The sequence below is a fragment of the Paenarthrobacter sp. YAF11_1 genome (genome assembly GCF_052113445.1).
Lineage (GTDB): Bacteria > Actinomycetota > Actinomycetes > Actinomycetales > Micrococcaceae > Arthrobacter.
Genome location: NZ_JBFRDF010000003.1, coordinates 144,706 through 168,287 on the forward strand (window position 1 = coordinate 144,706; position 23,582 = coordinate 168,287).

The window sequence follows — 23,582 nt, forward strand, 5'->3', positions numbered from 1 at the left end:
CGACCTACCAGCGGGCCTGCCATGTTCACAGGTGTTCAGTCGACCGGGAAGCCCAGCTCACTGATGCGTGAAACTTCGCCTGTGGCTATGGACCTGTTCGCAGCGATCCCGACGGCGATACTCCGCAAGCCGTCCAGGTAACCTGCACGCCGGGCCAGGTTTTCTTCGCCTGGCAAGGCGCCACCCGTACCGGGTGAAACTGCACCCCGGAAGACGTCATCGAGCAGTTTCAGGTCGCCGCCACCGTGTCCCCCCACACCTACAGGAATGGGGATCTCCACGGGCCGTTCAAAGTGCTTTTGGAGGAGCAGCCTGCTGGACCGTGGTCGCATGGAATCGCGGGCGGCTGCGTCCGCCAGGGCACCCGCCGATGATTCATCCTGGGCGCTTGGGTCCACGGCCTGGTCGGCGTCCCGGGAACGGTGCGGCTTCTCCACCACGTCCAATTCCAACCTTCCGCGCGTGCCGTTGATGGCCACCCGATAGCCCTCCCACGGCGCGTGTGCGTGCAGGGTATAGGCCAGGCTGGCCCCGCTCCGGTAGCCCACCAGAACGCTCATGTTGTCCTCGATGCTGACGCCTGGGGCAAAGACGTCCTGGTCCCGGCGGTACCCGTCCACATGCTCGGCATCCTTGAACAGTTGCTGCATTCTGGAGTCGTCCGCGAGGTCCATGCTGAACCGCCCGTCCACCGCCCCCGGTGAGGACACGCCGGCATTGCCGTCGCCGTAGAACCGCAGCCCTCCCAACGCGAATACGGTCTCGGGAACGCCGGAGGTCCACCAGTTCACCAGGTCGAAGTGGTGGGTTGCTTTATGGACCAGCAGGCCACCGGACTTCTCCTTCTCCCGGTGCCAGCGCCGAAAGTAGTCAGCGCCGTGCCCGGTGTCCAAAAGCCATTCGAAGTGGACCGAAGTCACTGAGCCGATCTCTCCGGCGTCGATCAATTGCCGGACCAGTGTGTTCCGTGGTGAGTACCGGTAGTTGAACGTGACCGTGACCTTCGCTTCCGACGCGGCGGYGGCCTCGGCGATCGCAGCGGCCTTCTCCGCGTCCACCGTCAGGGGCTTTTCCACCACCACGTCCATGCCCAGCTTCAATGCGGCGATCACATACTCGTGGTGCGTGAAGTCGGGAGTGGTGATGACTACGGCATCGGCGCCTGTCTCGTCCTTCATGCGTTCCAGTTCGGCAGGGGAGTACGACGGCGGCGGCGCGGCTCCCGGCCGCAATTCGCCAAAGAGGCGGTCGTAGTAAGCCATCCGCACCGGATTGGAATCCACCCACGCAACGGGAGTGCCGACGTCGGAATGGCTGCCCAGCAGTGCGCGGACGTACATTTCGGAGCGGCTGCCCGTACCGATCATGGCGTAGCGGCGGGGTGTTTGCGAAAGGGAAGTACTCACGGCGCCTGCACCAGCCCTTCCCACGACACTGTCCAGTCGGGCGGGAATCCCGGAGCGTGACGGTCAGGTCCGTTGTCCCAGCCGGCCGCCATCAACGCGACAGCGGCCAGAAGCCCGCCATTGCCGGGCAAGTACAGCGGCAACGAATCGGTCTGGCGGTTGTGGCCGTTGGCGAGGACGGTGTTCTTGCCGGCGCTCAAAAGGAGTGCCTCCACGGCAGCTTCCGGGTCCTCCAACCGGGCGGCCGTCATGGCCATTACCGGGTAGTCCCAGCCCCAGGTGCTGCCCCAGTCCCAGTCGGCCAGGACATCCGAGAGCGTGGCGCGCATGATGTCGGGGTCGATGATGTCGGTCAGCGGGAGGACTCCGAGGGCGCAGAGCATGGACGGGTGGTCGGTGCGGATGGTGAACGGTTCACTATCGATCGCCGCGTACACGCCGTCGATCACCCGCGGAGGAACCATGCCCTCTGCAACGTCGGACCATCCAGGCACCGGTTCCAGGCCCAGCCGCTCACGCCACGCAGAAGCCGTGCGCAGGCCCCACTGCCAGTAGGCCAGCTCGAAGGTGGGGTTGGTGACCTTGGCCCGGATGGAGCCGTAGCTCTCCTGCGCCGGAATCAGGGGTGGTCCCAGCTCGAATCCCCGCGATGTGGGATGGGCAAAGCTGGCCATGAAGGCAGCTGACTCGAACACGATCTCCGCGAACTCTTCCAGGACTTCGCGGCTGGGGTTGGCCCGGTACACCAATTCGGCCAGGTGGATGGGGTGTGGCTGCTGCCAAATGAGGAATGTGCCGATCGGGCTGGGGCTCTCCCGCCCGTCCGGCCCCACCTGCTTGGGCCAGCGAACGCCGTCGAATCCCTGCGCTTTGGCCGTCTGCCGTGAAGTCTCCAACACCGTTGAGTACCACCGCAACGACGGCAGAAGCAGCTCCACACGGTTCCAATGCGCAAAGTGGGCCGCATGCCACCAGTGCATCTCCAAGTGAAAGCGGCCACGCCACGAGTTGCATACGAGCCCCGTCTCCTGCGGCGGCAATGAACCGGCACAATTGATCGCCGTGAGGTATTGGGACAGTACGATCCGGCGTTCCAATTCCTTGGCGCGCGGATCATCGGTGGCATCGAGCTCGATCGCCCCGCCCGAGGACCAGAACGCCGGCCAGTAGGCGGCGGATGCTTCGATGACTGAAAGTGCAGGTGAAAGTTCGACGCCGGTACCCGCCTCCGCGAAGCCGTCCGGCTGCTGGGCGTGGTTGGGTGGCCTGTTGTTGCCTCTCGGGATGCAGTCACCATCACCTGGGGAAAGGAAGGCAACGGAGAAGTCCAGCACAGCATCGCTGCCCGGAGTTCCGGGCGAGGCCGGGGCAATGTGGAGATGGTGGAGACCGGCCTGTTCCACGACCAGGCCCTGACCGGTGATCACCACCTGGTAGCGGGAATCGTCCAGTTCGCGGTGGGCGGTCCATGCTGCGGATCCGTGGTGTCCCACCGGCGACGGTCCACTGAGCGTCGTGGTGTGGGCATCCGGTCGTTTCCAGTCCGCGGCGTCATGCCAGGCCTCGGATCCGTAGGGGAAGCCGACGCCGACAATCAATCCGGCAGCAAGCGCCGGCGACTCCACGCTGAAGCCGAGCTCATCCCGGTCCGGGTGGCACGCCGTCGTCACTTTCACGCGGTGACCTGCCACGGTGAACAGGCTGGTGACAGAGCCTGTCCAGAGGTCCAGTGTTTGTTCCGTGTCAGTGATGTCCGCTGCCGAGAGGGGACGGTCCTGGCCGTTCTCCCTCCATCGGAAGCCGATGCGTCCAAGGTCCAATCGGTGCGCGTTGGCCCTCAGCCACGTTTCCGCCACGGAGGTGTCGGTTTCACGATCATTCACGATGTCACCCACCATGTCCACGTAAGGGACCGGGCCGCGGGGCGAATCGTAAAGGACAGTGGATCCGATGAGGTCGTAGGGATGGGGTGGTGGAACGGAGTGCCAGCCCCACTGCGCCTGCGTCCCCAGGAGTGTCCCGGGCGGTAGGTCATCACGTGCGCCCACGGGGTAGCCGGTGGGTAATGACTGCAGTCCTGTGAGGTCCATGGTGAAAGCGAACTCGCCGTTGCCCACGGAGACGGGGCTGCGCGGGTCCAGCTGCTGCTGCCGGACGCTGTGCCGCTGGACCAGTGCCTTGCGATCGATGGTGGGGGAATCCGAACTCTTGCTGTGGCTGTGCACTCTGCACGCCCTCCTGATGCTGTCTGCTTTGACTGCTGCTGGGGACAATCCGGTCAAATGGAGTTTCGGGGACGGTGCCGCCCGATGATCATCATCGCTCAGAAACCGTTTTCCGAAACGATTCAATCCTTGTCGCTGGGGTTAGGGACTGTCAACCCCTGAGGGGATGACGTGCCCGCTGCGGCGGAATCTGCCAGGACGACTGTGTCCTCGAGTTCAAGGAGAGGGAAAAACGCTGCCCGCTCGTAGGGGGTTTTGTTCGGCTGGTGCAATGTCAGGAACAGGCTCCCGTCCAGGTGCCGGCCGATCATTCCATGGCCACCATCTGTGCTCCAGAGTGGTTCGGGCTCCTGGCTCCATGGGCCCAGCACTGTCCCGGATTCGCTGTGCGCAATTCCCATGGCGTAGCCGTTGTCACCAAAGCTGGACCACAGCATGATGAGTTTCCCACTGCTGAGCCGGAAGAGGAATGGTCCGTCAGTGACGTAGACGGGAAACTCCCGGTCCCGGACTGAGGGTACATCCAGGGGCGCGGGACCAGGGCGCCTCCGAGGCGCTGAAGAGAAACGCGGGCACGCCCACGGCGCTGCTCAGGTCCGGGCTGAGGCGCTGGGCCATCATGGCGCCGTCGTGCACTTGCTTCCATTCGTGGCAGAAGACAATCCAGGGCACTCCTTCCCCGTCCACATGGAGCGTGCCATCCAGGCATTGCCAATTGACGGGAGTAACCGGCCCGTCACTCCATGGTTCGTAAGGCCCCTCCGGCTTGTCCGCGGCAAGTACCTGCGTTCCGCGGAGGCGTCCAGGCGCAATGAAGGTGGCGAACATGTAGAAGCGCCCTTGGTACTCATGGACCTCGGGTGCCCAGTACTGCTCCTGGCTCCAAAATCCGCGCGGCGGCCTGAACGCCTCAAGGGGGCCCTCCCAGGCCAGGAGGTCGCTGCTTCGGTAGCAATCAAATCCAGTGGCCTGTCCTGACCAGATGTTCTTGTCCGTGCTGCCGAACAGGAGATAGTCGCCGGACGACGGCCGGGTCAGCACGTAGGGGTCCCGGATCTGGATGTGGTCCAAGCGTAAGGTCACGGCGTTCTCCTTGAAGGATCGAAATAGTTCATACCCCAAACTATTGACGAATATACACGGCCTTGATACGTTTCAGGAACCGTTTTCTTGAGCCTGAAAGAAGCTTACCCAATGACGCGTAAACCCCTCCGACATCTCCGCAAATCCATCGCTTTCGTAGCAGCCGTCAGCATGCTGGGCCTCACGGCGGCCTGTTCCAGCCCCTCCTCCAACCAGCCGGAAGACGGGCCAGTCGAGATCAGGTTCTCGTGGTGGGGCAACGCCACCCGGGCGGACCTGACCAACAAGGCCATCAAGGAATTCGAGGCTGCCAACCCCAACATCAAGGTCAAGCCGGAATACGGCGACATCGGCGGCTACTTCGACAAACTTGCCACCCAAGTGGCAGCCAACGACGCCCCCGACGTCATCACCATGGGTGGCGCCTATCCGGCCGAATACGCCAACCGGGGCGCCCTCCTGGATCTGTCCAAGGTGGAGGGTTCACTGGATCTGTCCAAGATGGACCAGGGAGCACTGGAAAACGGCCAGGTCCAAGGCAAGCAGTACGGCGTCTCCACCGGTGCCAACGCCCTGGCCATCGTCGTCAATCCTGCTGTGTTCCAGGCTGCGGGTGTTGCCTTGCCCGATGACAGCAAGTGGTCCTGGGACGACTTTGCCAAGACGGCCGAGGACATCACGGCCAAGAGTCCCAAGGGAACCTACGGCACGGCTACCGTCCTCACCCATGACTCACTGGATGCGTTCGCCCGCCAGCGTGGGAAGTCCCTCTATACCCAGGACGGCCAGTTGGGTCTGGACAAGGAAACCGTGAAGGATTACTTCGACTTCTCGGCAAAACTCAGTGAATCGGGCGCCGCTCCCAGCGCGTCGGAGACCGTGGAGAAGCTCAACGTCAGCACCGAGCAAACACTCATGGGCATGGGCCAGGCCGGCATGATGCTGACCTGGACCAACTCCCTGACTGCCCTCAGCAAAGCCTCCGGGGCAGAGTTGAAGCTGCTAAAGCTTCCCGGTGAGACGCCCACGCCCGGGATCTGGCTCCAGTCCTCGCAGTTCTACACCATTTCAGCCCGGAGCAAGCACACGGATGCCGCCGCCAAGCTGGTCAGTTTCCTGGTGAACAATGAGGCCGCAGCAAAAATCATCCAGAGCGACCGTGGCGTGCCCAGCAATTCCGGCATGCGCACAGCCATCCAGGACCTCCTGACGCCGCAGGGCAAGGTGGAAGCCGCCTACATCGACCAGATCGGCAAGATGGACTTCGCTCCAACGTTCATCGGTCCCACCGGTTCCACGGCGGTCTCCGAGATCACGGCCCGCATCAACACTGAAGTCCTCTTCAAGCGTCTGAGCCCGGAGAAGGCAGCGGAGCAGTGGCTGAGCGAGAGTAAAGCGGCCATCGGCAAATAGGTACCCAACTAGGTGACAGCAAACGCTCTACTGAGCCGTCAGTAGAGCGTTTGCTGTCACCTACATGGGCGGGCAGGGTCCTCAGCCGGCGTCGCGGAGCTAGCGGACTTCCAGGTAGGGGTCCGCCCACGCCCCGATGATGCGCGCAACCCGTGCGGCCTGGCCCTTCCCGGTGAGCAAATGCTCGCTGCCCTCCAAGGAGATGAAACTCCGGGGGTGCCGGGCCGTACGGAAGATCTCGCTGGCGTTGTCGATCCCCACAGTGTTGTCAGTGGGGGAGTGCATCACCATCAGCGGTTTGTGAAGGGTGCGGATGCAATCGCGCAGGTCGGCGCGTTCCACGTCCTCCACAAAGTGGCGTCGGACCTCCATGGGCCGGCCGCCAAGGTCAACCACGGCGCTGCCGTCGCGCAGGATGTCCTCAATCTCGGTGTCGAACATGTGCTCAACATGCTTGGGCTCATACGGTGCGGCAACGGTCACCACGGCGTTCAGGCCAGGGACATCGCGCGCTGCGGCCAAGACGGCCGCCCCGCCGAAGGAATGGCCCACCAGCAAGGAAATTCCCCGGCCCTGCTCCCGCATGAACTCAGCGGCCAAGATGGTGTCGGACACCTTCACGCTGAACGACCCCGCCGACCATTCACCGGCAGAACCGCCCAAACCCAGGTTGTCGAAACGCAGCATGCCGACGCCCTGGTCAGCCAGTCCCTTGCAGATGCGGGACGCCGCGGGGCTGTCCTTGCCGAGGGTCAAGCCGTGCGAGTACAGGCCCCAGCCGCGGACAGGACCTTCCGGCACGTCCACGATTCCGGCCAAGGTGTCTCCGGTACTTCCCGTGAAGCTGATCTTTTCAGAGCGTGACACGCTGATCTCCTTGCGTTGCGGTGACGATTGCCGTGATGACCGGTGATGTCGGTTGATTAACGACGACGGCGCCCCTCACCAGCAGTGGTGAGTGGCGCCGTCGTCGTGGTGGTTCTTGTACGAAACGCGAACTAGATCTTGCGGGACAGGATGGCCTGCTTGACTTCTGCGATTGCCTGGGTCACCTGGATGCCACGGGGGCAGGCTTCCGAGCAGTTGAAGGTGGTGCGGCAGCGCCACACGCCTTCTTTGTCGTTGAGGATCTCAAGGCGCATGTCGCCGGCATCGTCACGGGAATCGAAGATGAAGCGGTGCGCGTTGACGATCGCTGCCGGACCGAAGTACTGGCCGTCGGTCCAGAAGACCGGGCAGGACGAGGTGCAGGCAGCGCACAGGATGCACTTGGTGGTGTCATCAAAGCGCTCACGGTCCTCAACGGACTGCAGGCGTTCCTTGGTGGGCTCGTGGCCCTTGTTGATGAGGAACGGCATGACTTCGCGGAAGGACTGGAAGAAGGGTTCCATGTCCACGATCAGGTCCTTCTCCACAGGGAGGCCCTTGATCGGCTCGACGGTGATGGGCTTGGTGGTGTCCAGGTCCTTCAGCAGCGTCTTGCAGGCGAGGCGGTTACGGCCGTTGATGCGCATGGCATCGGAACCACACACGCCGTGGGCGCAGGAGCGGCGGAAGGAAACGCTGCCGTCGATCTCCCACTTGACCTTGTGGAGGGCATCCAACACGCGGTCCGTGCCGTACATGGTCAGCTTGTAGTCATCCCAGCGTGCTTCGTCCGAGATTTCGGGATCGTAGCGGCGCACGCGAAGCGTGATGTGGAACGTGGGAATTTCACCGTCGCCGGCAACGCTTGCCGGGAGCTCGATCTTGGAAGCGGGCTCTGCCATTTCGGTCGTCATTAGTACTTACGCTCCATCGGCTCGTAACGGGTGAAGATGACGGGCTTCGTCTCAAGACGGATGCCCGCAACAGATTCCGCCGAGGAGTCGACGGTGACGGAATTGTCCAAGTAAGCCATGGAGTGCTTCATGAACTTTTCGTCATTGCGGTCCGGGAAGTCCTCGCGGTAGTGGCCACCGCGGGATTCTTCACGGTGCAGTGCACCAACGGTCATGACCTTGGCCATGTCCAGCAGGAAGCCCAATTCGACTGCTTCCAGCAGATCCAGGTTGAAGCGCTTGCCCTTGTCCTGAACGGTGACGTGCTTGTAGCGCTCTTCGAAGGAATCAATATCGCGGAGCACCTGCTCCAGGGATTCCTTGGTGCGGAACACCTGCATGTTGGCGTCCATGGTGTCCTGCAGTTCCTTGCGGATCTGGGCAACACGCTCCGTGCCGTTGCCGGTGAGCAGGCCGTCCAGGATGCTGCGGGTCATTGCCTCGGGGTCCTCGGGGAGCTCGACGTAGTCGGCTGTCTTCGAGTACTCCGCAGCGGCGATGCCTGCACGCTTGCCGAACACGTTGATGTCCAGGAGCGAGTTGGTGCCAAGGCGGTTGGAGCCGTGCACGGACACGCAAGCAACTTCACCGGCTGCGTAGAGGCCCGGGACGATGGTGTCGTTGTCCTGGAGCACTTCGGTGGTGATGTTGGTGGGGATGCCACCCATGGCGTAGTGCGCCGTGGGGAACACGGGAACCGGATCGGTGAACGGTTCCACACCAAGGTAGGTGCGGGCGAACTCCGTGATGTCCGGAAGCTTGGCTTCGATGTGGGCGGGCTCAAGGTGGGTCAAGTCCAGGAGGACGTAGTCCTTGTTGGGACCACAACCGCGGCCTTCACGCACTTCGTTCGCCATGGCACGGGCCACGATGTCACGGGGTGCGAGGTCCTTGATGGTGGGGGCGTAGCGCTCCATGAAGCGCTCACCTTCGGAGTTACGCAGGATGGCACCTTCACCACGTGCACCCTCGGTAAGGAGGATGCCCAGGCCGGCGAGGCCGGTCGGGTGGAACTGGAAGAACTCCATGTCTTCCAGGGGGATGCCACGGCGGAACGCGATGCCCATGCCGTCACCCGTGAGGGTGTGGGCGTTGGATGTGGTCTTGAAGACCTTGCCGGCGCCGCCTGAAGCGAACACTACGGACTTGGCCTGGAAGACGTGAAGTTCACCGGAAGCGAGGTCGTAGGAGACCACGCCGGCAACGCGCTTCTGCTTGTACGGGGTACCGTCTTCGCGCACTGCGTCTTCTTCGACGATCAGCAGGTCCAGAACGTAGTACTCGTTGTAGAACTCAACGTTGTGCTTGACGCAGTTTTGGTACAGCGTCTGCAGGATCATGTGGCCCGTACGGTCGGCCGCATAGCAAGCACGGCGGACGGGAGCCTTGCCGTGGTCACGGGTGTGGCCACCGAAACGGCGCTGGTCAATCCGGCCTTCGGGCGTGCGGTTGAACGGCAGACCCATCTTTTCCAGGTCCAGCACGGCGTCAATGGCTTCCTTCGCCATGACCTCGGCTGCGTCCTGGTCAACCAGGTAGTCGCCACCCTTGATGGTGTCAAAGGTGTGCCATTCCCAGTTGTCTTCTTCGACGTTGGCCAGTGCCGCACACATTCCACCCTGGGCTGCACCGGTGTGCGAGCGGGTGGGGTAGAGCTTGGTCAGTACCGCTGTGCGTGCGCGCTGACCGGACTCGATCGCGGCGCGCATGCCGGCGCCACCTGCACCGACAATAACGACGTCGTACTTATGGACCTGCATACCAGATGCTCTCTCTTTCAAAATTCAGATGGTCTGCGGAGGCTGCTCCGCTACGTCAGGCGAACCGGTTCACTCCGCGGAGCCACCGGAAACGCCGCTACGGGGCCGGGCAGAATCCGCCAGGAAGCTGAACGCCGTCAACAACAGGGCACGGGTTGAAGGTGAAGATCACCAGCGTGCCCAGGATGATGATGACCAGGGTGGCCGCGTAGAGGACCGTCTTGAGCCAGAAGCGTGTGGAATCCTTCTCGGCGTAGTCATTGATGATGGTGCGGACGCCGTTGGTTCCGTGCAGCATGGCAAGCCACAGCATGGCGAGGTCCCAGAACTGCCAGAAGGGATCGGCCCACTTGCCGGCAACAAAGCCGAAGTCGATCGCGTGGATTCCTTCGCCGACCAGCAGGTTCACGAAGAGGTGGCCGAAGATCAGCACCACCAGGACGATGCCGGAAAGGCGCATGAAGAGCCAGGCGATCATCTCGAAGTTGCCGCGGCTGGAGCCTGTGCGGTTGTACTTCGGGGCGATCTTGCCGCCCCCGATTTTTCCGCTGCGTGGTGATTCGATGGTTGTCATGGCTTAGTGGCCTCCCAGCGCGAGGGAAAGGTGGCGGATGGCGAAGCCGGCGAACGTGACCAGCCACAGCGCAAGCACGATCCACAGCATCTGGCGCTGGTACTTCGCGCCCTTCTTCCAGAAGTCGATGGCAATCACGCGCAGGCCGTTGAAGGCGTGGAAAATGATCGCAGCGACCAGGCCCGTTTCCCCCAGGGCCATGAGGGGGTTCTTGTAAGCACCAATGACGGCCGTGTAGGCCTCAGGGGACACGCGCACCAATGAGGTGTCCAACACATGGACCAACAAGAAGAAAAAGATCACTACACCGGTAATACGGTGTCCAACCCAGGACCACATGCCTTCACGGCCGCGGTACAAGGTGCCAGCTGGTTTTGTCGGCACTGATTAAACCTTCCTGCAACACAGCGGCGCTGGCATGGGATCCACGCGGGGGGAACGCCTGCTGCGAGAGCACTCGTAGCTCACGCCTAAATCTAGGCTTCGCTCACAGCATATTCAATTTAGGACGGGCTTCTCTCCTTGTTAATTCCATGTTTCCTGCCAGTATTCAGGCGATTTTGCCCAGTCCCTGAGACGAACGCCACATGCGTGGCGTACTGCAGGGCTTGGCGCTTGCGTCGGATAAAGTGTTGCGGTGAGTACAGAAGACGCGAAATACCCGGAATCGCCCATGAACCGCTTCCATGCGGTTATTCCGGCCGGCGGTGTGGGGACCCGGTTGTGGCCACTCTCGCGGGCCGCTGCGCCCAAGTTCCTCCACGACCTGACCGGTTCCGGCAGTACGTTGTTGAGGGCCACCTATGACCGCCTGGAGCCCCTGGCCGGCGAGCGGGTGCTCGTTGTCACCGGCGAGGCACACCGTGCCGCCGTTTGCCGCCAGCTCCCGGAAGTCGGGGACGACGAACTGGTGCTCGAAAGCGAGCCCAAGGACTCCGGCGCTGCGATCGGACTGGCTGCTGCCATCCTGTACCGCCGTGACCCGGACACCATCATGGGTTCGTTCGCCGCGGACCAGGTCATCAGCCCGGACCATCTTTTCCAGGAATCGGTGCGCGAGGCGATCTACACAGCCGCCACGGGGAAGATCGTCACCATCGGCATCAAGCCCACGCACCCCTCCACCGGCTTCGGCTACATCCGATCCGGTGCTGCCCTCCATGTGGAAGGGGCACCGAATGCGCTGGCAGTGGCTGAGTTCGTGGAGAAGCCCAGCCAGGAAGTCGCCAACAAATATGTAGAAGCAGGGGACTACGTCTGGAACGCGGGTATGTTCGTTGCCCCGGTGGCGCTCATGCTCAAGCACCTTGAAGCCAACCAGCCTGAATTGTTCAAGGGCCTCCAGGAAATCGCGGAAGCCTGGGACACCCCGCAGCGCGCCGAGGTCACCACACGGGTATGGCCCACGTTGCCCAAGATTGCAATCGACTACGCCGTGGCCGAGCCCGCAGCGGCAGCCGGCGATGTCGCCGTCGTGCCTGGCACTTTCCGTTGGGACGACGTTGGCGACTTCGCCGCGATCGGCCGCCTCAACAACGCCGGCGACGTCGATGAAGTGACGGTCCTCGGTGAAGGCGCCCGCGTGTTCGCGGAGAACGCCAGCGGTGTGGTGGTCTCCGATACCAAGCGCGTCATCGCCCTGATCGGTATCAAGGACGTAGTCATCGTGGACACCCCGGACGCACTCCTTGTCACCACCAAGGAACACGCGCAACTGGTCAAGGGGACCGTTGACGCCCTCAAAGCCAGCGGCGATACGGACGTGCTCTAACGCCGCTCCTTATACCGTGAGCCACCTCTTTGGTTGTCCTGCGTCTGAACGCAGCGTAACCAAGAGGTGGCTTTCGTTCTTTGCGTGCTGCGGATGGCTAGAGTTGTGACGTGCGCAATTACACGACTGAAACCGAGCCCGCTCCCGTTGTGAGTCCTTGGGTTGATGAACTGCTGCCCGGACTCATCGAATTCCGGCGTGACCTCCATGCGCACCCCGAACTCTCGTTCAAGGAATTCCGCACTACGGACAAGCTCGTGGAGCGTCTGGAAGCAGCCGGGTTGAAGCCGCGGCGGCTGGAGGAAACCGGGCTGACGGTTGACGTGGGCGAGGGCCCCATTGCCACCGCCCTTCGTGGCGACATCGACGCACTGCCGATCATCGAGGAAACCGGCCTGCCGTTCGCTTCGAAGAACCATGGCGTCACGCACGCTTGCGGGCACGACGTCCACACCACTGCCATGCTCGGCATAGCCTTGACTCTGCAGCGGATGCACAAGAACAATCCGCTGGGTGGCACGGTCCGGATCATCTTCCAGCCGGCCGAGGAAACCATGCCGGGTGGCGCGCTGTCCTGCATTGAGCAGGGAGTCCTTGAGGGCGTGCCGCGCATCCTGGCACTGCATTGCGATCCCCGGATCAACGTGGGCCAGATCGGCACCCGCATCGGGGCGATCACCTCAGCCTCGGACACCATCAAAATTGAGCTCTCAGGCCGCGGTGGCCACACGTCACGGCCGCACCTGACCGAGGACCTCGTGTTTGCATTGGCCCAGATAGCGGTCAATGTCCCGGCAGTCCTTTCCCGCAGGGTTGACGTCCGCAGTGGCGTGTCCGTTGTCTGGGGCCAGATCTCCGCAGGCTCTGCACCCAACGCCATCCCCGGCTCCGGCTATATGGCCGGCACCATGCGTTGCCTTGACCGCGATGCCTGGCACAGCGCGGGGGAGTTGTTGGACGACGTCGTCCGGCAGGTTGCCGCGCCGTACGGCGTGGACGTCCACCTGGAACACACCCGTGGCGTGCCGCCTGTGGTCAACTCCGAGCACGAGACCGCCCTCATCGAAGCTTCCGCCCGCGCAGAGCTGGGTGAAAACGCAGTGGTCCTCACTCCGCAGTCCATGGGTGGCGAGGACTTCGCCTGGTTCCTGGCAGACCTGCCCGGTGCCATGATGCGCCTGGGTACGCACACGCCCGGCGGTGAAGAATACGATCTCCACCGCGGTGACTTCATCGTGGACGAGCGTGCCCTCGGCTACGCCATCCGCGTCTTGACCGCAGCTGCGCTCCGGACCATCCGCGACCTCGAGCAGTAGTACCCAGCTGAGTCGCAGTTGAGCGCATTTTGAGCTGTCAGGACGCGCTTAACTGCGACTCAGTTGGGTCCGGCCGGCGCAGATGAGTTGTGCACAATTGAATTGTGCACTATCGTTTTATACATGAGTGACGCACCCCGCCTCCGCCACCAGGTCTGCTTTGCGTTGTATTCGGCGTCCAAAGCCGCGACGGCGGTCTACCGCCCCGTGCTGGAGGACCTCGGCCTGACGTACCCGCAGTATCTTGTGATGCTGGTCTTGTGGGAGCAGGAGCCGCGGAGCGTTCGCGACCTCGGCGCCGAACTGGGTCTCGATTCAGGCACGTTGTCACCCCTCCTGAAGCGCCTTGAGGGCCTGGGACTGGTGGAACGCCGCCGCTCCGCCGACGACGAGCGCCGCGTGGACGTGGTACTGACCGACGCCGGGACCGCCTTGAGCGACCGAGCCCAGGCCGTGCCCCAGCGCCTCGCCGACGCCGCCGGACTTTCTGCCGGTGAGATCGAACAACTCCACGCCACCCTCGGCAAGCTCACCAAAGCCCTCAACGGCTCACTCTGAGGACAGCTCACTCTGACAAACTCCCGGAAAATCCCGAGACGTCCATTCCCGAAGAGAAACGGAAACACCATGAAGACTCTCTACACTGCCGAGGCACTGGCCTCCGGCGAAGGCCGCGACGGCAACGCCCGCACCAATGACGGCAAACTGGATGTCGCACTCGCCAGCCCCGTGGAACTCGGTGGCAACGGTGAAGGCACCAACCCGGAGCAGCTTTTCGCCGCCGGCTATGCAGCCTGCTTCCACTCCGCGCTGCGCTTGGTGGGCCGCAAGGAACGCGTTGACCTCAGTGATTCCGCAGTTGCCGCCAAGATCCACTTCGGTGCACTGACTGACAGTGAAGGCTACGGCCTGGCTGCCGAACTCGAGATCGCACTGCCTGCCCTGGACCGCACCACTGCTGAAGAACTGATGGTCAAAGCGCACCAGATCTGCCCGTACTCCAACGCAACCCGCGGCAACATGGCCGTAGACCTCAAGCTCGTGGAGTTCGCAGCATGAGCGCCGTCGCAACCGAAACCCGCGAAATCCAGCTTGCCTCCCGCCCGGTGGGCCGTCCGGCTCCGGAGAACTTCCGGCTGGCGGAAGCGCAGCTCCCCGAGCTCGCCGAAGGGCAGCTCCTGGTGAAGAACCAGTTCATGTCCGTGGACCCCTACATGCGTGGCCGCATGAACGACGTCAAGTCCTACTCGGCGCCGTTCCGCCTGGATGCAGCGCTCGACGGCGGTGCGGTAGGTGAGGTGATCGCGTCCCGGTCGGACGCGCACAAGGTGGGTGACGTCGTCGTGCATCAACTCGGCTGGCGTGAGCACGCCGTAGTGGACGCCGCGGCAACCACTCCGGTTCCGTCGGGACTGGCCCCCACCTCCGCGTTCCTTGGCGCCCTGGGCATGACCGGCCTGACTGCCTACGCCGGTCTGCTCAAGGTGGCGGAGTTCAAGGAAGGCGACGTGGTGTTCGTCTCCGGCGCGGCAAGTGCGGTGGGCTCGATGGTTGGCCAGATCGCCAAGGCCATGGGCGCCTCCAGGGTCATCGGCAGTGCGGGATCGCCGGAAAAGGCAGCCCGGCTGCTGGAGCTTGGCTTTGACGCTGCCTTCAACTACAACGATGCCCCTGTGCTGGAGCAGCTGAAGGAAGCTGCGGGCGAGCGTGGCATCGATGTGTACTTCGACAACGTCGGCGGCGAACACCTGGAAGCTGCCTTGGCTACCCTCACCGTTGGTGGCCGGGTTGCCATGTGCGGAGCCATCGCACAGTACAACTCCACCGAGCCTCCGGTGGCGCCGAGGAACCTGGCGTTGGCGATCGGCAAGCAGCTGACAATGCGCGGATTCCTGGTGGGCGGACAGCGGCAGCATGCCGCTGAATTCGCGCAGAAGATGGCCGGCTGGCTCGCCGACGGGTCCGTCAGCTACGACGAAACGATCGTCGACGGCTTGGAGAACGCACCGCAGGCCTTCATCGACCTCCTGGATGGCGCCAACACCGGAAAGATGCTGGTCCGCCTGTAATCCACAGGTGAATCGCGTGTGACTTGCGCACCCAGCTACTGCTTGGTAACAAAAGGTCAACAATCTGACCTGGAGTGATCAATTGTGGTAGCTGGGTGTGTTCCAGGCCACTAGTGTGGGTTTCATCAATGCGCTTCGGCGCAGCTGCGAGCATCAGTGAAAACAGAATTTCTGCCTCAGGTATAGGAAACGGACACTCATTGACCATCCGTCGTAGCGCCAATCACTTTCTTCCTGGAGGAAAATTGAAGAAACCACTGCGTGCCACCCTGAAGCGCGGTTCAATGGCCGGTGTTGCCACTGTCGGCGCAGCAGCGCTCCTGCTGACCGGCTGTGGACAGGCCCCCGACGCCGGATCCGGCGCCGCTACCAAGAGCGACTTTGTTGGATGCATCGTGTCCGACTCCGGCGGATTCGACGACCAGTCCTTCAACCAGTCCTCGTTCGAAGGCCTCAAGAAGGCCGAGACCGATTTGGGCATCACGGTGAAGTCGGCCGAATCGAAGGCCAACAGCGACTTCGAAACCAACCTCAACGGCATGATCTCCGCCGGCTGCAACCTCACGGTGACCGTTGGCTTCCTCCTGGGAGATGCCACCAAGGCCGCCGCCGAGAAGAACACCGACAAGCACTTCGCGATCGTCGATTACACGTACGAGACTCCGATCGCCAACGTCAAGCCGATCGTCTATGACACGGCACAGGCGGCATACCTGGCCGGTTACGCGGCTGCGGCTACCACCAAGACCGGCAAGGTGGGCACCTTCGGCGGCATCAAGATTCCCACAGTCACCATCTTCATGGACGGCTTCTACGACGGCGTCCAGGCCTACAACAAGGCCAAGAACAAGACCGTCCAGGTTGTTGGCTGGGACAAGACCACCCAGGACGGTTCGTTCACGGGTGACTTCGAGAAGCAGGACACGGGCAAGCAGGTCACCATCAACCTGCTGGACCAGGGCGCGGACATCATCATGCCTGTCGCAGGACCTGTTGGTAAGGGTGCAGGCGCTGCACTGAAGGAAGCCAAGGCAGCCGGCAAGGACGTCAAGCTCATCTGGGTTGACTCCGATGGCTACCTCACCGCTCCTGAGTACAAGGACCTCATGCTGACCTCCGTGGTCAAGCAGATGGGCGAAGCTGTTGAAGCCGTGGTGAAGGATGACACGGAAAGCAAGTTCAACAACGCAGCCTACGTCGGCACGTTGGAGAACGATGGCGTTGCCATCGCTCCGTTCCACGATCTTGACTCCGCCGTCACCGCTGAAACCAAGTCCGAGCTCGATGCCCTGAAGGCTGACATCGTCTCCGGCAAGCTGGTTGTCGAATCGGCAGCGAGCCCCAAGAAGTAAATCAATTCCTGGACGCGCCGCCAGTACCGAGCCCCGGTACTGGCGGCGCGTTTTTGCCCTGACTACGCTGGGCCTCAAAGCCAGTGGCTTTGGAGCAGTACAGCCGTCCCTCGGACTCACAGAACGGTGGGAGTTGTGAAACTCGAATTGAAGGGGATCTCGAAAGCCTTCGGGACCTTCTACGCCAACCAAGACATCGACCTCGTGGTCGAATCCGGCCAGATCCATTGCCTCCTCGGCGAAAACGGTGCCGGCAAATCTACCCTCATGAACGTGCTGTACGGGCTGTACGAGCCCACAGCCGGCCAGATCCTGGTCAATGACCAACCGGTCAACTTCCGTGGCCCCGGTGATGCCATGGCCGCCGGCATCGGCATGGTGCACCAGCACTTCATGCTGGTCCCTGTCTTCACGGTCGCCGAAAACGTGGCCCTCGGTGCGGAACCGACCTCGTTCGGCGGTGTGCTCAGCATGGACGACACCCGGAAGAAAATCCGGGAAATCTCAGATAAATACGGCTTTGACGTGGATCCCGACGCCTTGGTGGAGGACCTGCCCGTGGGCGTCCAGCAACGGGTCGAAATCATCAAGGCACTGGTCCGCGAAGCCAAGGTCCTCATCCTGGATGAGCCCACCGCAGTGCTGACGCCGCAGGAAACCGATGAACTTCTGGACATCATGCGGCAGCTCAAAGCCGGCGGCACGTCCATCGTGTTCATCTCGCACAAGCTGCGTGAAGTGAAGGCTGTCTCCGACGTCATCACCGTCATTCGCCGCGGCAAAGTGGTGGGGGATGCGCCTCCCACGGCATCAGCCACCGAACTGGCGTCCATGATGGTGGGCCGCCCTGTCAGCCTGAGCCTGAACAAGGCACCCGCGCAGCCGAAGGAAACCACGTTCGTGGTGGAAAACCTGACGGTCCGCGCTGCCAACGGCACCAACGTGGTGGACGGGATCAGCTTCCACATCGCCCAAGGCGAGATCCTCGCCGTCGCGGGTGTCCAGGGCAACGGCCAAACCGAACTGACCGAAGCCATCCTGGGCGTGCAGGAGCACGTCACAGGTTCCGTAACCCTGGACGGCAAGCAACTGCTGGGCCTTCCGGTCAAGGACGTGCTGCGTTCGGGAGTCGGCTTTGTTCCGGAGGACCGCACCGTGGATGGACTGGTTGGTCCCTTCTCGGTGGCCGAAAACCTGGTGCTTGACCTGTATGACCAAGCACCGTTTGCCAGCGGCATCAGCATGAAGCCGGCCAAGGTTGCCGAGCATGCCAAGGCCAAGATTGAAGAATTCGATATCCGGACTCCTTCTGCGGCGTCGGCCGCCGGAACGCTGTCCGGCGGCAACCAGCAGAAAGTGGTCATGGCCAGGGAGTTGTCCAGGCCTCTGCGGTTGTTCATCGCAAGCCAGCCGACCCGTGGCGTGGATGTCGGCTCCATCGAGTTCCTGCACAAGCGCATCGTGGCCGAGCGCGACGTCGGAACGCCGGTCATGATCGTTTCCACTGAACTTGATGAGGTCATCGAACTCGCCGACCGGATTGCCGTGCTCTACAAGGGCAAGCTCGTGGGCATCGTCCCCGCCGGAACGCCCCGCGACACCCTCGGCTTGATGATGGCCGGCGTCGGCCCGGAAGGAGGCTCTGATGACTGAGAACGATCATTCCAAGAGCGAACCAACACCCGTCCCGCCCACTGGGGAGCAATCCGCAGCGGACCTCCGTGCGGCAGATGTCTCACTCGATACCGCGGGAGGCATGCTGGAACCGTCCATCGTTCCGGTGTCTTCCCAAAGCGGCGATTCAGGAGCGCAGCAGGGCAGCCTCATACGCCGCATCGTGATGGGCAACGGCTTCGTGTCCGTCCTGGCCGTCATCGTGGCGCTGTTCCTGGGTGGCCTGCTGATTGCCAGCACGGACGCCCAGGTTGCCAAAACAGCAGGCTACTTGTTTGCGCGGCCCGCTGACTTCCTGAGCGCGTTGTGGTCTGCCATGACCGAGAGCTACGTGGCACTTTTCCAAGGGTCAGTCTTCAACCCGCGGCAGGGACTGCAGCCGCTGCTTGAAACCATGACTGTGGCAACCCCACTGATCTGTGCCGGCCTTGGCGTTGCCCTGGCCTTCCGTGCCGGCCTGTTCAACATCGGCGCCCAGGGACAGATCATCATCAGCGCCACGCTCGCTGCTTACGTAGGTTTCGCCTGGCACCTGCCGTTCGGCCTGCACCTGCTGGTGGTCATCATCATGGGTGTCCTCGGCGGTGCACTTTGGGGGGCCATCGTTGGCATCCTCAAAGCACGGACCGGTGCACACGAGGTGATCGTCACCATCATGCTGAACTACGTGGCTTTGTTCCTGCTGGACTTCCTGCTGAACACTGCTGCGTTCCGGCGTCCGGGGGACAACAGCCCCATCTCGCCACGCCTGGACGAATCGGCAACGTATCCCGTCCTCATCCCCGGCTCCCGTCTCCACCTCGGATTCCTCGTGGCCATAGCGCTGACCTTCGGCGTGTGGTGGCTGCTGAACCGGTCCACCATCGGCTTCGAGTTCCGTGCCGTCGGCGCCAACCCCATCGCCGCCCGGACCGCCGGCGTCAAGGTATCCCGCGCCACCATCCTGGTGATGGCCATGGCCGGTGCCCTCGCCGCCTTCGGTGGTATTGCCCAGGTGGCCGGTACGGAAAAGGTGCTGACGGGCGGGGTCGCTGCCCAGATCGGCTTCGACGCCATCACGGTTGCCTTGCTGGGACGCAGCACGCCGTGGGGGACGTTCTTCGCCGGCCTGCTGTTTGGGGCTTTCCGTGCAGGGGCAGTTCAGATGCAGATCCAGACGGGAACTCCCATCGACATCGTGCTGGTGGTGCAGTCCTTGATCGTGCTCTTCATCGCAGCTCCTCCGCTCATCCGGTCGATTTTCCGGCTTGAGCCCAAGAAGAAGAACAAGACACCAAAAGCGGCTCCCAAGGCTGCCCTCGTCAACGCCTCCGGAGGTGCCAAATGAGCGCGACAACCACCGCTCCGAAGTCGGGTTCAACGGCCCTGCCGGCGTTCCGGCCTTCCATGAAAGTCCCGCTCTCGCTCGGCATCCTTGCCCTCATAGCCTTGGTCTTCTTCGGCTTCCTGGGCCCGGACCAGACAGCCGAGATGAAAATCAGCGACGCCGGTGACGCTGTTGCCGTCCCGGCGCTCATGATTCCGGGGCAGGTGGGCGGGGTGGTCTTCGGCATACTGCTGCTGGCCATGGCCGCCTATTCCATCTACCTCTGGACGCAGGGAGAGCGGTCACCCAAGTGGCTGCCCATCGCGTTTGCCGTGGTGTTCGTGTTCGCATTGCTCGTTTGGATCGTGGCCGGCGCACGGCAGCCGTCCATTTCGCTGGCCGGCCTTGTGGCGGGGTCGGTAACTCTGGCCGTGCCGCTGGTGTTCGGTTCATTGTCAGGCGTGCTCTGTGAGCGCGTGGGCGTGGTCAACATCGCTATTGAGGGACAACTTCTGGGCGGTGCCTTCACCGCTGCGCTGGTCGCCACCATGACGGGCAGCCCCTACATTGGCCTGATCGCAGCAGCTGCCGCAGGTGCCGCTGTCTCCATGGTCCTGGCGGTCTTCAGCATCAAATACCTCGTCAACCAGATCATTGTGGGCGTTGTCCTCAACGTGCTGGTCTCCGGCCTCACGGGCTTCCTTTACGGCACGCTGATGGTCCCCAACAAGGAGCAGTTCAACACCCCGGGGCGCCTGGACATCCTGCCGATCCCGCTGCTCTCGGACATCCCCATCATCGGGCCCATCCTGTTTGAGCAGTCCATTGCCGGCTACCTCATGTACATTGCCGTGGCCGTGGTGTGGTTCGGCTTGTTCAAGACCCGGTGGGGCCTGCGGGTCCGCGCCGTCGGCGAGCACCCGCAGGCTGCCGACACCCTGGGCATCAACGTCAACGCCACCCGCTTCTGGAACGTCACCCTGGGTGGTGCCATCGCAGGTATCGGTGGCGCCGTCTTCACCCTGGTGACCATCGACTCCTTCACCAAGGACATCTCCGGCGGCCGCGGCTTCATCGCCTTGGCAGCGTTGATCTTTGGCCGGTGGAACCCGATCGGCGCGTTCCTGGCATCGCTCCTGTTCGGCTTCGCGTACAACCTGCAATCCATCCTGGGCATCATCGGTACCCCGGTGCCCAGCCAGTTCATGGCCATGCTGCCGTACTTGGTGACCATCTTCGCCGTCGCCGGTTTGGTGGGTAAGTCGCGGCCACCGGCCGCAAGCGGCATACCGTACGTGAAGGGTTGACGATGCCGGCGAATGACATCGATTGGCAGGCACTGGAAGAGGCAGCACAGCAGGCCATGCGCCATGCCTACGCGCCGTACTCCAAGTTCCCGGTGGGGGCTGCGGCCCTCACCGAGGACGGCCGGATCGTTACTGGCTGCAATGTGGAGAACGCCAGCTACGGACTCACCCTCTGCGCCGAATGCGCACTTGTTGGCCAGCTCCATATGACCGGCGGTGGCCGGCTCGCCGCGTTCTACTGCGTGGACGGCCAGGGCAACATCCTCATGCCGTGCGGGCGTTGCCGCCAGTTGCTCTACGAGTTCCGGGCGCCCGGCATGCAGCTCATGACCCCGCAGGGAATCAAAACCATGGACCAGGTGCTGCCTGATGCCTTCGGTCCCGAAAACCTGGAGGAAACCACGTGACCACCACTGAAGCGTTCGACGCCGTCCAGATTATTTCCATCAAGCGGGACAAAGGCACCCTCACTCCCGAGCAGATTGACTGGACCATCGATGCCTACACCCGGGGTGTCATTGCCGAGGAACAAATGGCCGCGCTGAACATGGCCATCCTGCTCAACGGAATGGACCGCGCCGAGATTTCGCGGTGGACCTCCGCCATGATCGCCTCGGGCGAGCGGATGGACTTTTCGTCCCTGACAAGGCCCGACGGCGGCATGAAGGCTACCAGCGACAAACACTCCACCGGTGGGGTCGGGGACAAGATCACGCTCCCTCTGGCGCCGCTCGTTGCCGTGTTCGGCGTCGCGGTTCCACAGCTGTCAGGCCGCGGCCTGGGCCACACGGGTGGAACGTTGGACAAGCTCGAAGCCATCCCCGGGTGGCGCGCCAACTTGAGCAACGACGAGATCATGTCCCAGCTCCAGGACGTGGGCGCCGTCATCTGCGCGGCAGGTTCCGGGCTGGCTCCTGCCGACAAGAAGCTCTACGCACTGCGTGATGTCACGGGCACCGTGGAGGCGATCCCGTTGATTGCATCCTCGATCATGAGCAAGAAGATCGCCGAAGGCACGGGCTCGTTGGTGCTGGACGTCAAGGTGGGTTCCGGCGCCTTCATGAAGGATGAGGCCCGTGCCCGCGAGCTGGCCGAGACCATGGTGGCCCTGGGCAAGGATGCCGGAGTGCACACCGTCGCCCTGATCACCGATATGTCCACGCCGTTGGGTTTGACCGCCGGAAACGCGATCGAAGTTGAGGAATCCGTGGAGGTCCTTGCCGGCGGCGGTCCGGAAGACGTCGTCGAACTGACCGTCCGCTTGGCTGAGGAGATGCTGGCCGGTGCCGGCATCCACGACGCCGACCCCGCGGCCGCCTTGAAGGACGGCCGGGCCATGGACGTCTGGAACCGGATGATCACAGCACAGGGTGGCGACCCGCGTGCTGCGCTTCCGGTGGCAAAGGAATCCGAGGTTATCTACGCTCCCGCGGACGGTGTCTTGGTGGAACTTGATGCGCTTTCTGTGGGTGTAGCTGCCTGGCGCCTGGGCGCCGGGCGGGCCCGTAAGGAGGACCAGGTCCAGGCCGGTGCAGGTGTCCGCATGCACGCCAAACCGGGCGCGTTGGTCCGTGCAGGGGAGCCCCTGATGACGCTCCTGACGGACACTCCCGAGAAGTTCGAGCGGGCCAAGGAAGCGCTCCAGGATGCCGTGGTGATCGCGCCCGAGGGTTCACGCCCGGCGCATCAGCTCATCATCGACCGCATCGCCTAGGCTTAAGTGTTCCGGGCCGTTCGCCAAGGACGGCCCGGAACACCAGTCATCCGGCGCCTGTGGGGGAGCCGGCTACCGTAAGGAAACCGTGCAGGGCATCAACGATTTCATCCTCGCCGCGGCGGAGCAGCCATGGGTGTTGTTCCTGGTGCTGGCCTGCTGCGTGATAGATGGCTTCTTCCCACCGATTCCGAGCGAATCCGTGGTGGTGGGCCTGAGCGCCGTCTCCGGGAGCAGCGGCTCGCCCAATGTGTGGCTGCTCGGCGTGATGGCAGCCCTGGGGGCGTTCTCGGGGGACAACATCGCCTACATCATCGGCCGCCGCATCGGGATCCAGCGGTGGCGGTGGATGCGCACGCAGCGGATGCAGGGCGCCTTCCGCTGGGCAGGCAAGGAACTTCGACGCCGGTCGGCCTCGCTCATCATGGTGGCCCGCTTCATCCCCATTGGCAGGGTGGCCGTCAACCTGACGGCCGGCGCCACGCACTTCCACCACCGACGCTTCGTGGCCCTTACAGCCATGTCCGCCGTCCTGTGGGCCACGTATTCGGTGATCCTGGGCTACTTCTTTGGTGTCTGGTTCGAGGACAACCATCTCCTGGGTGCTGTCATCGCGATCGTGGTTGCCGTGATCCTGGGAATCATCATCGATCGGATCATCAGCAAAGTCCGTGGATCCGTGCCGCTGGACGGCAAGAACATCCCTGAGGAAGACGCCCCGACTCCACCCACGGTATGACGCTTCAGGCCCCGGAAGATCAGCCCGGCGGTTGACGACGGCACCCTATCAGC

The 23,582-nt window shown here is 63.0% G+C and carries 22 protein-coding genes; 13 read left to right on the plus strand and 9 right to left on the minus strand.

Translation table 11 applies throughout. The features are described 5' to 3' along the window. Nucleotides 1-35: 35 nt before the first annotated feature. From AB4Y77_RS06220 to AB4Y77_RS06235, 4 genes are all read right to left on the minus strand, one after another. A complete protein-coding gene (locus AB4Y77_RS06220) occupies nt 36-1,406 on the minus strand; it encodes a Gfo/Idh/MocA family protein (RefSeq protein WP_442013314.1) in 1,371 nt (456 codons plus the stop codon). Continuing rightward, entirely contained in the window at nt 1,403-3,631 is a 2,229-nt protein-coding gene (locus AB4Y77_RS06225; RefSeq protein ID WP_442013315.1) for a hypothetical protein, read from the minus strand. The genes AB4Y77_RS06220 and AB4Y77_RS06225 overlap by 4 nt, the downstream gene beginning before the upstream one ends. A gap of 122 nt (nt 3,632-3,753) precedes the next feature. Beyond that, complete coding sequence (locus AB4Y77_RS06230) at nt 3,754-4,068, minus strand: hypothetical protein (RefSeq protein WP_442013316.1); 315 nt, start codon at nt 4,066-4,068, stop codon at nt 3,754-3,756. Nucleotides 4,069-4,108: 40 nt separating this feature from the next. Next, on the minus strand, nt 4,109-4,714 hold the full coding sequence (locus tag AB4Y77_RS06235) for a family 43 glycosylhydrolase (RefSeq protein WP_442013317.1): 606 nt from the start codon (nt 4,712-4,714) through the stop codon (nt 4,109-4,111). A gap of 111 nt (nt 4,715-4,825) precedes the next feature. Here AB4Y77_RS06235 and AB4Y77_RS06240 point away from each other — a divergent pair, with 111 nt between their 5' ends. Next, the gene (locus AB4Y77_RS06240; RefSeq protein ID WP_442013318.1) at nt 4,826-6,127 is read left to right on the plus strand and encodes an ABC transporter substrate-binding protein; all 1,302 of its coding nucleotides are present in this window, start codon (nt 4,826-4,828) and stop codon (nt 6,125-6,127) included. Between the two features lie 99 nt (nt 6,128-6,226). Here the strand turns inward: AB4Y77_RS06240 and AB4Y77_RS06245 are convergent, their stop codons facing one another. From AB4Y77_RS06245 to sdhC, 5 genes are all read right to left on the minus strand, one after another. After that, the gene (locus tag AB4Y77_RS06245) at nt 6,227-6,994 is read right to left on the minus strand and encodes an alpha/beta hydrolase (RefSeq protein WP_442013319.1); all 768 of its coding nucleotides are present in this window, start codon (nt 6,992-6,994) and stop codon (nt 6,227-6,229) included. A 131-nt stretch (nt 6,995-7,125) separates the two neighbouring features. Beyond that, nucleotides 7,126-7,908 (minus strand): succinate dehydrogenase iron-sulfur subunit, encoded by a 783-nt coding sequence (locus tag AB4Y77_RS06250; protein WP_026542862.1) that lies wholly within the window; start codon nt 7,906-7,908, stop codon nt 7,126-7,128. Continuing rightward, nucleotides 7,908-9,707: a succinate dehydrogenase flavoprotein subunit gene (gene sdhA, locus AB4Y77_RS06255; RefSeq protein ID WP_311213111.1), complete on the minus strand. Its 1,800-nt coding sequence runs from the start codon at nt 9,705-9,707 to the stop codon at nt 7,908-7,910. Before sdhA ends, AB4Y77_RS06250 begins: the two co-directional genes overlap by 1 nt. A gap of 97 nt (nt 9,708-9,804) precedes the next feature. Further along, nucleotides 9,805-10,281, minus strand: coding sequence for a succinate dehydrogenase hydrophobic membrane anchor subunit (locus AB4Y77_RS06260; protein ID WP_311213112.1), 477 nt, complete (start codon nt 10,279-10,281; stop codon nt 9,805-9,807). A gap of 3 nt (nt 10,282-10,284) precedes the next feature. After that, nucleotides 10,285-10,665 (minus strand): succinate dehydrogenase, cytochrome b556 subunit, encoded by a 381-nt coding sequence (gene sdhC / locus AB4Y77_RS06265; protein WP_089594138.1) that lies wholly within the window; start codon nt 10,663-10,665, stop codon nt 10,285-10,287. A gap of 289 nt (nt 10,666-10,954) precedes the next feature. Between sdhC and AB4Y77_RS06270 the strand changes: the two genes are divergently transcribed. From AB4Y77_RS06270 to AB4Y77_RS06325, 12 genes are all read left to right on the plus strand, one after another. Beyond that, nucleotides 10,955-12,052 (plus strand): mannose-1-phosphate guanylyltransferase, encoded by a 1,098-nt coding sequence (locus AB4Y77_RS06270; protein WP_442013450.1) that lies wholly within the window; start codon nt 10,955-10,957, stop codon nt 12,050-12,052. A gap of 110 nt (nt 12,053-12,162) precedes the next feature. Then, a complete protein-coding gene (locus tag AB4Y77_RS06275) occupies nt 12,163-13,368 on the plus strand; it encodes an amidohydrolase (protein WP_024820064.1) in 1,206 nt (401 codons plus the stop codon). Between the two features lie 123 nt (nt 13,369-13,491). Next, nucleotides 13,492-13,926: a MarR family winged helix-turn-helix transcriptional regulator gene (locus AB4Y77_RS06280; RefSeq protein WP_442013320.1), complete on the plus strand. Its 435-nt coding sequence runs from the start codon at nt 13,492-13,494 to the stop codon at nt 13,924-13,926. 69 nt (nt 13,927-13,995) lie between these two features. Then, nucleotides 13,996-14,427, plus strand: coding sequence for an organic hydroperoxide resistance protein (locus tag AB4Y77_RS06285; protein WP_207596766.1), 432 nt, complete (start codon nt 13,996-13,998; stop codon nt 14,425-14,427). Further along, nucleotides 14,424-15,437 carry an NADP-dependent oxidoreductase gene (locus tag AB4Y77_RS06290; protein WP_442013321.1) on the plus strand — a complete coding sequence of 338 codons (1,014 nt, stop codon included), beginning with the start codon at nt 14,424-14,426 and terminating at the stop codon, nt 15,435-15,437. Before AB4Y77_RS06285 ends, AB4Y77_RS06290 begins: the two co-directional genes overlap by 4 nt. Nucleotides 15,438-15,682: 245 nt before the next feature. Beyond that, nucleotides 15,683-16,789, plus strand: a complete 1,107-nt coding sequence (locus AB4Y77_RS06295; protein WP_442013322.1) for a BMP family lipoprotein — start codon at nt 15,683-15,685, stop codon at nt 16,787-16,789. A gap of 135 nt (nt 16,790-16,924) precedes the next feature. Next, on the plus strand, nt 16,925-18,442 hold the full coding sequence (locus tag AB4Y77_RS06300; protein ID WP_311213116.1) for an ABC transporter ATP-binding protein: 1,518 nt from the start codon (nt 16,925-16,927) through the stop codon (nt 18,440-18,442). Then, entirely contained in the window at nt 18,435-19,790 is a 1,356-nt protein-coding gene (locus AB4Y77_RS06305; RefSeq protein WP_442013323.1) for an ABC transporter permease, read from the plus strand. Before AB4Y77_RS06300 ends, AB4Y77_RS06305 begins: the two co-directional genes overlap by 8 nt. Then, on the plus strand, nt 19,787-21,076 hold the full coding sequence (locus AB4Y77_RS06310) for an ABC transporter permease (protein ID WP_089594145.1): 1,290 nt from the start codon (nt 19,787-19,789) through the stop codon (nt 21,074-21,076). The genes AB4Y77_RS06305 and AB4Y77_RS06310 overlap by 4 nt, the downstream gene beginning before the upstream one ends. 2 nt (nt 21,077-21,078) lie before the next feature. Beyond that, complete coding sequence (locus AB4Y77_RS06315; RefSeq protein ID WP_442013324.1) at nt 21,079-21,483, plus strand: cytidine deaminase; 405 nt, start codon at nt 21,079-21,081, stop codon at nt 21,481-21,483. Next, nucleotides 21,480-22,790 (plus strand): thymidine phosphorylase, encoded by a 1,311-nt coding sequence (locus tag AB4Y77_RS06320; RefSeq protein WP_311213120.1) that lies wholly within the window; start codon nt 21,480-21,482, stop codon nt 22,788-22,790. The genes AB4Y77_RS06315 and AB4Y77_RS06320 overlap by 4 nt, the downstream gene beginning before the upstream one ends. An 88-nt stretch (nt 22,791-22,878) precedes the next feature. Then, nucleotides 22,879-23,529, plus strand: a complete 651-nt coding sequence (locus AB4Y77_RS06325; protein ID WP_261608898.1) for a DedA family protein — start codon at nt 22,879-22,881, stop codon at nt 23,527-23,529. The last annotated feature ends 53 nt before the right edge of the window (nt 23,530-23,582 follow it).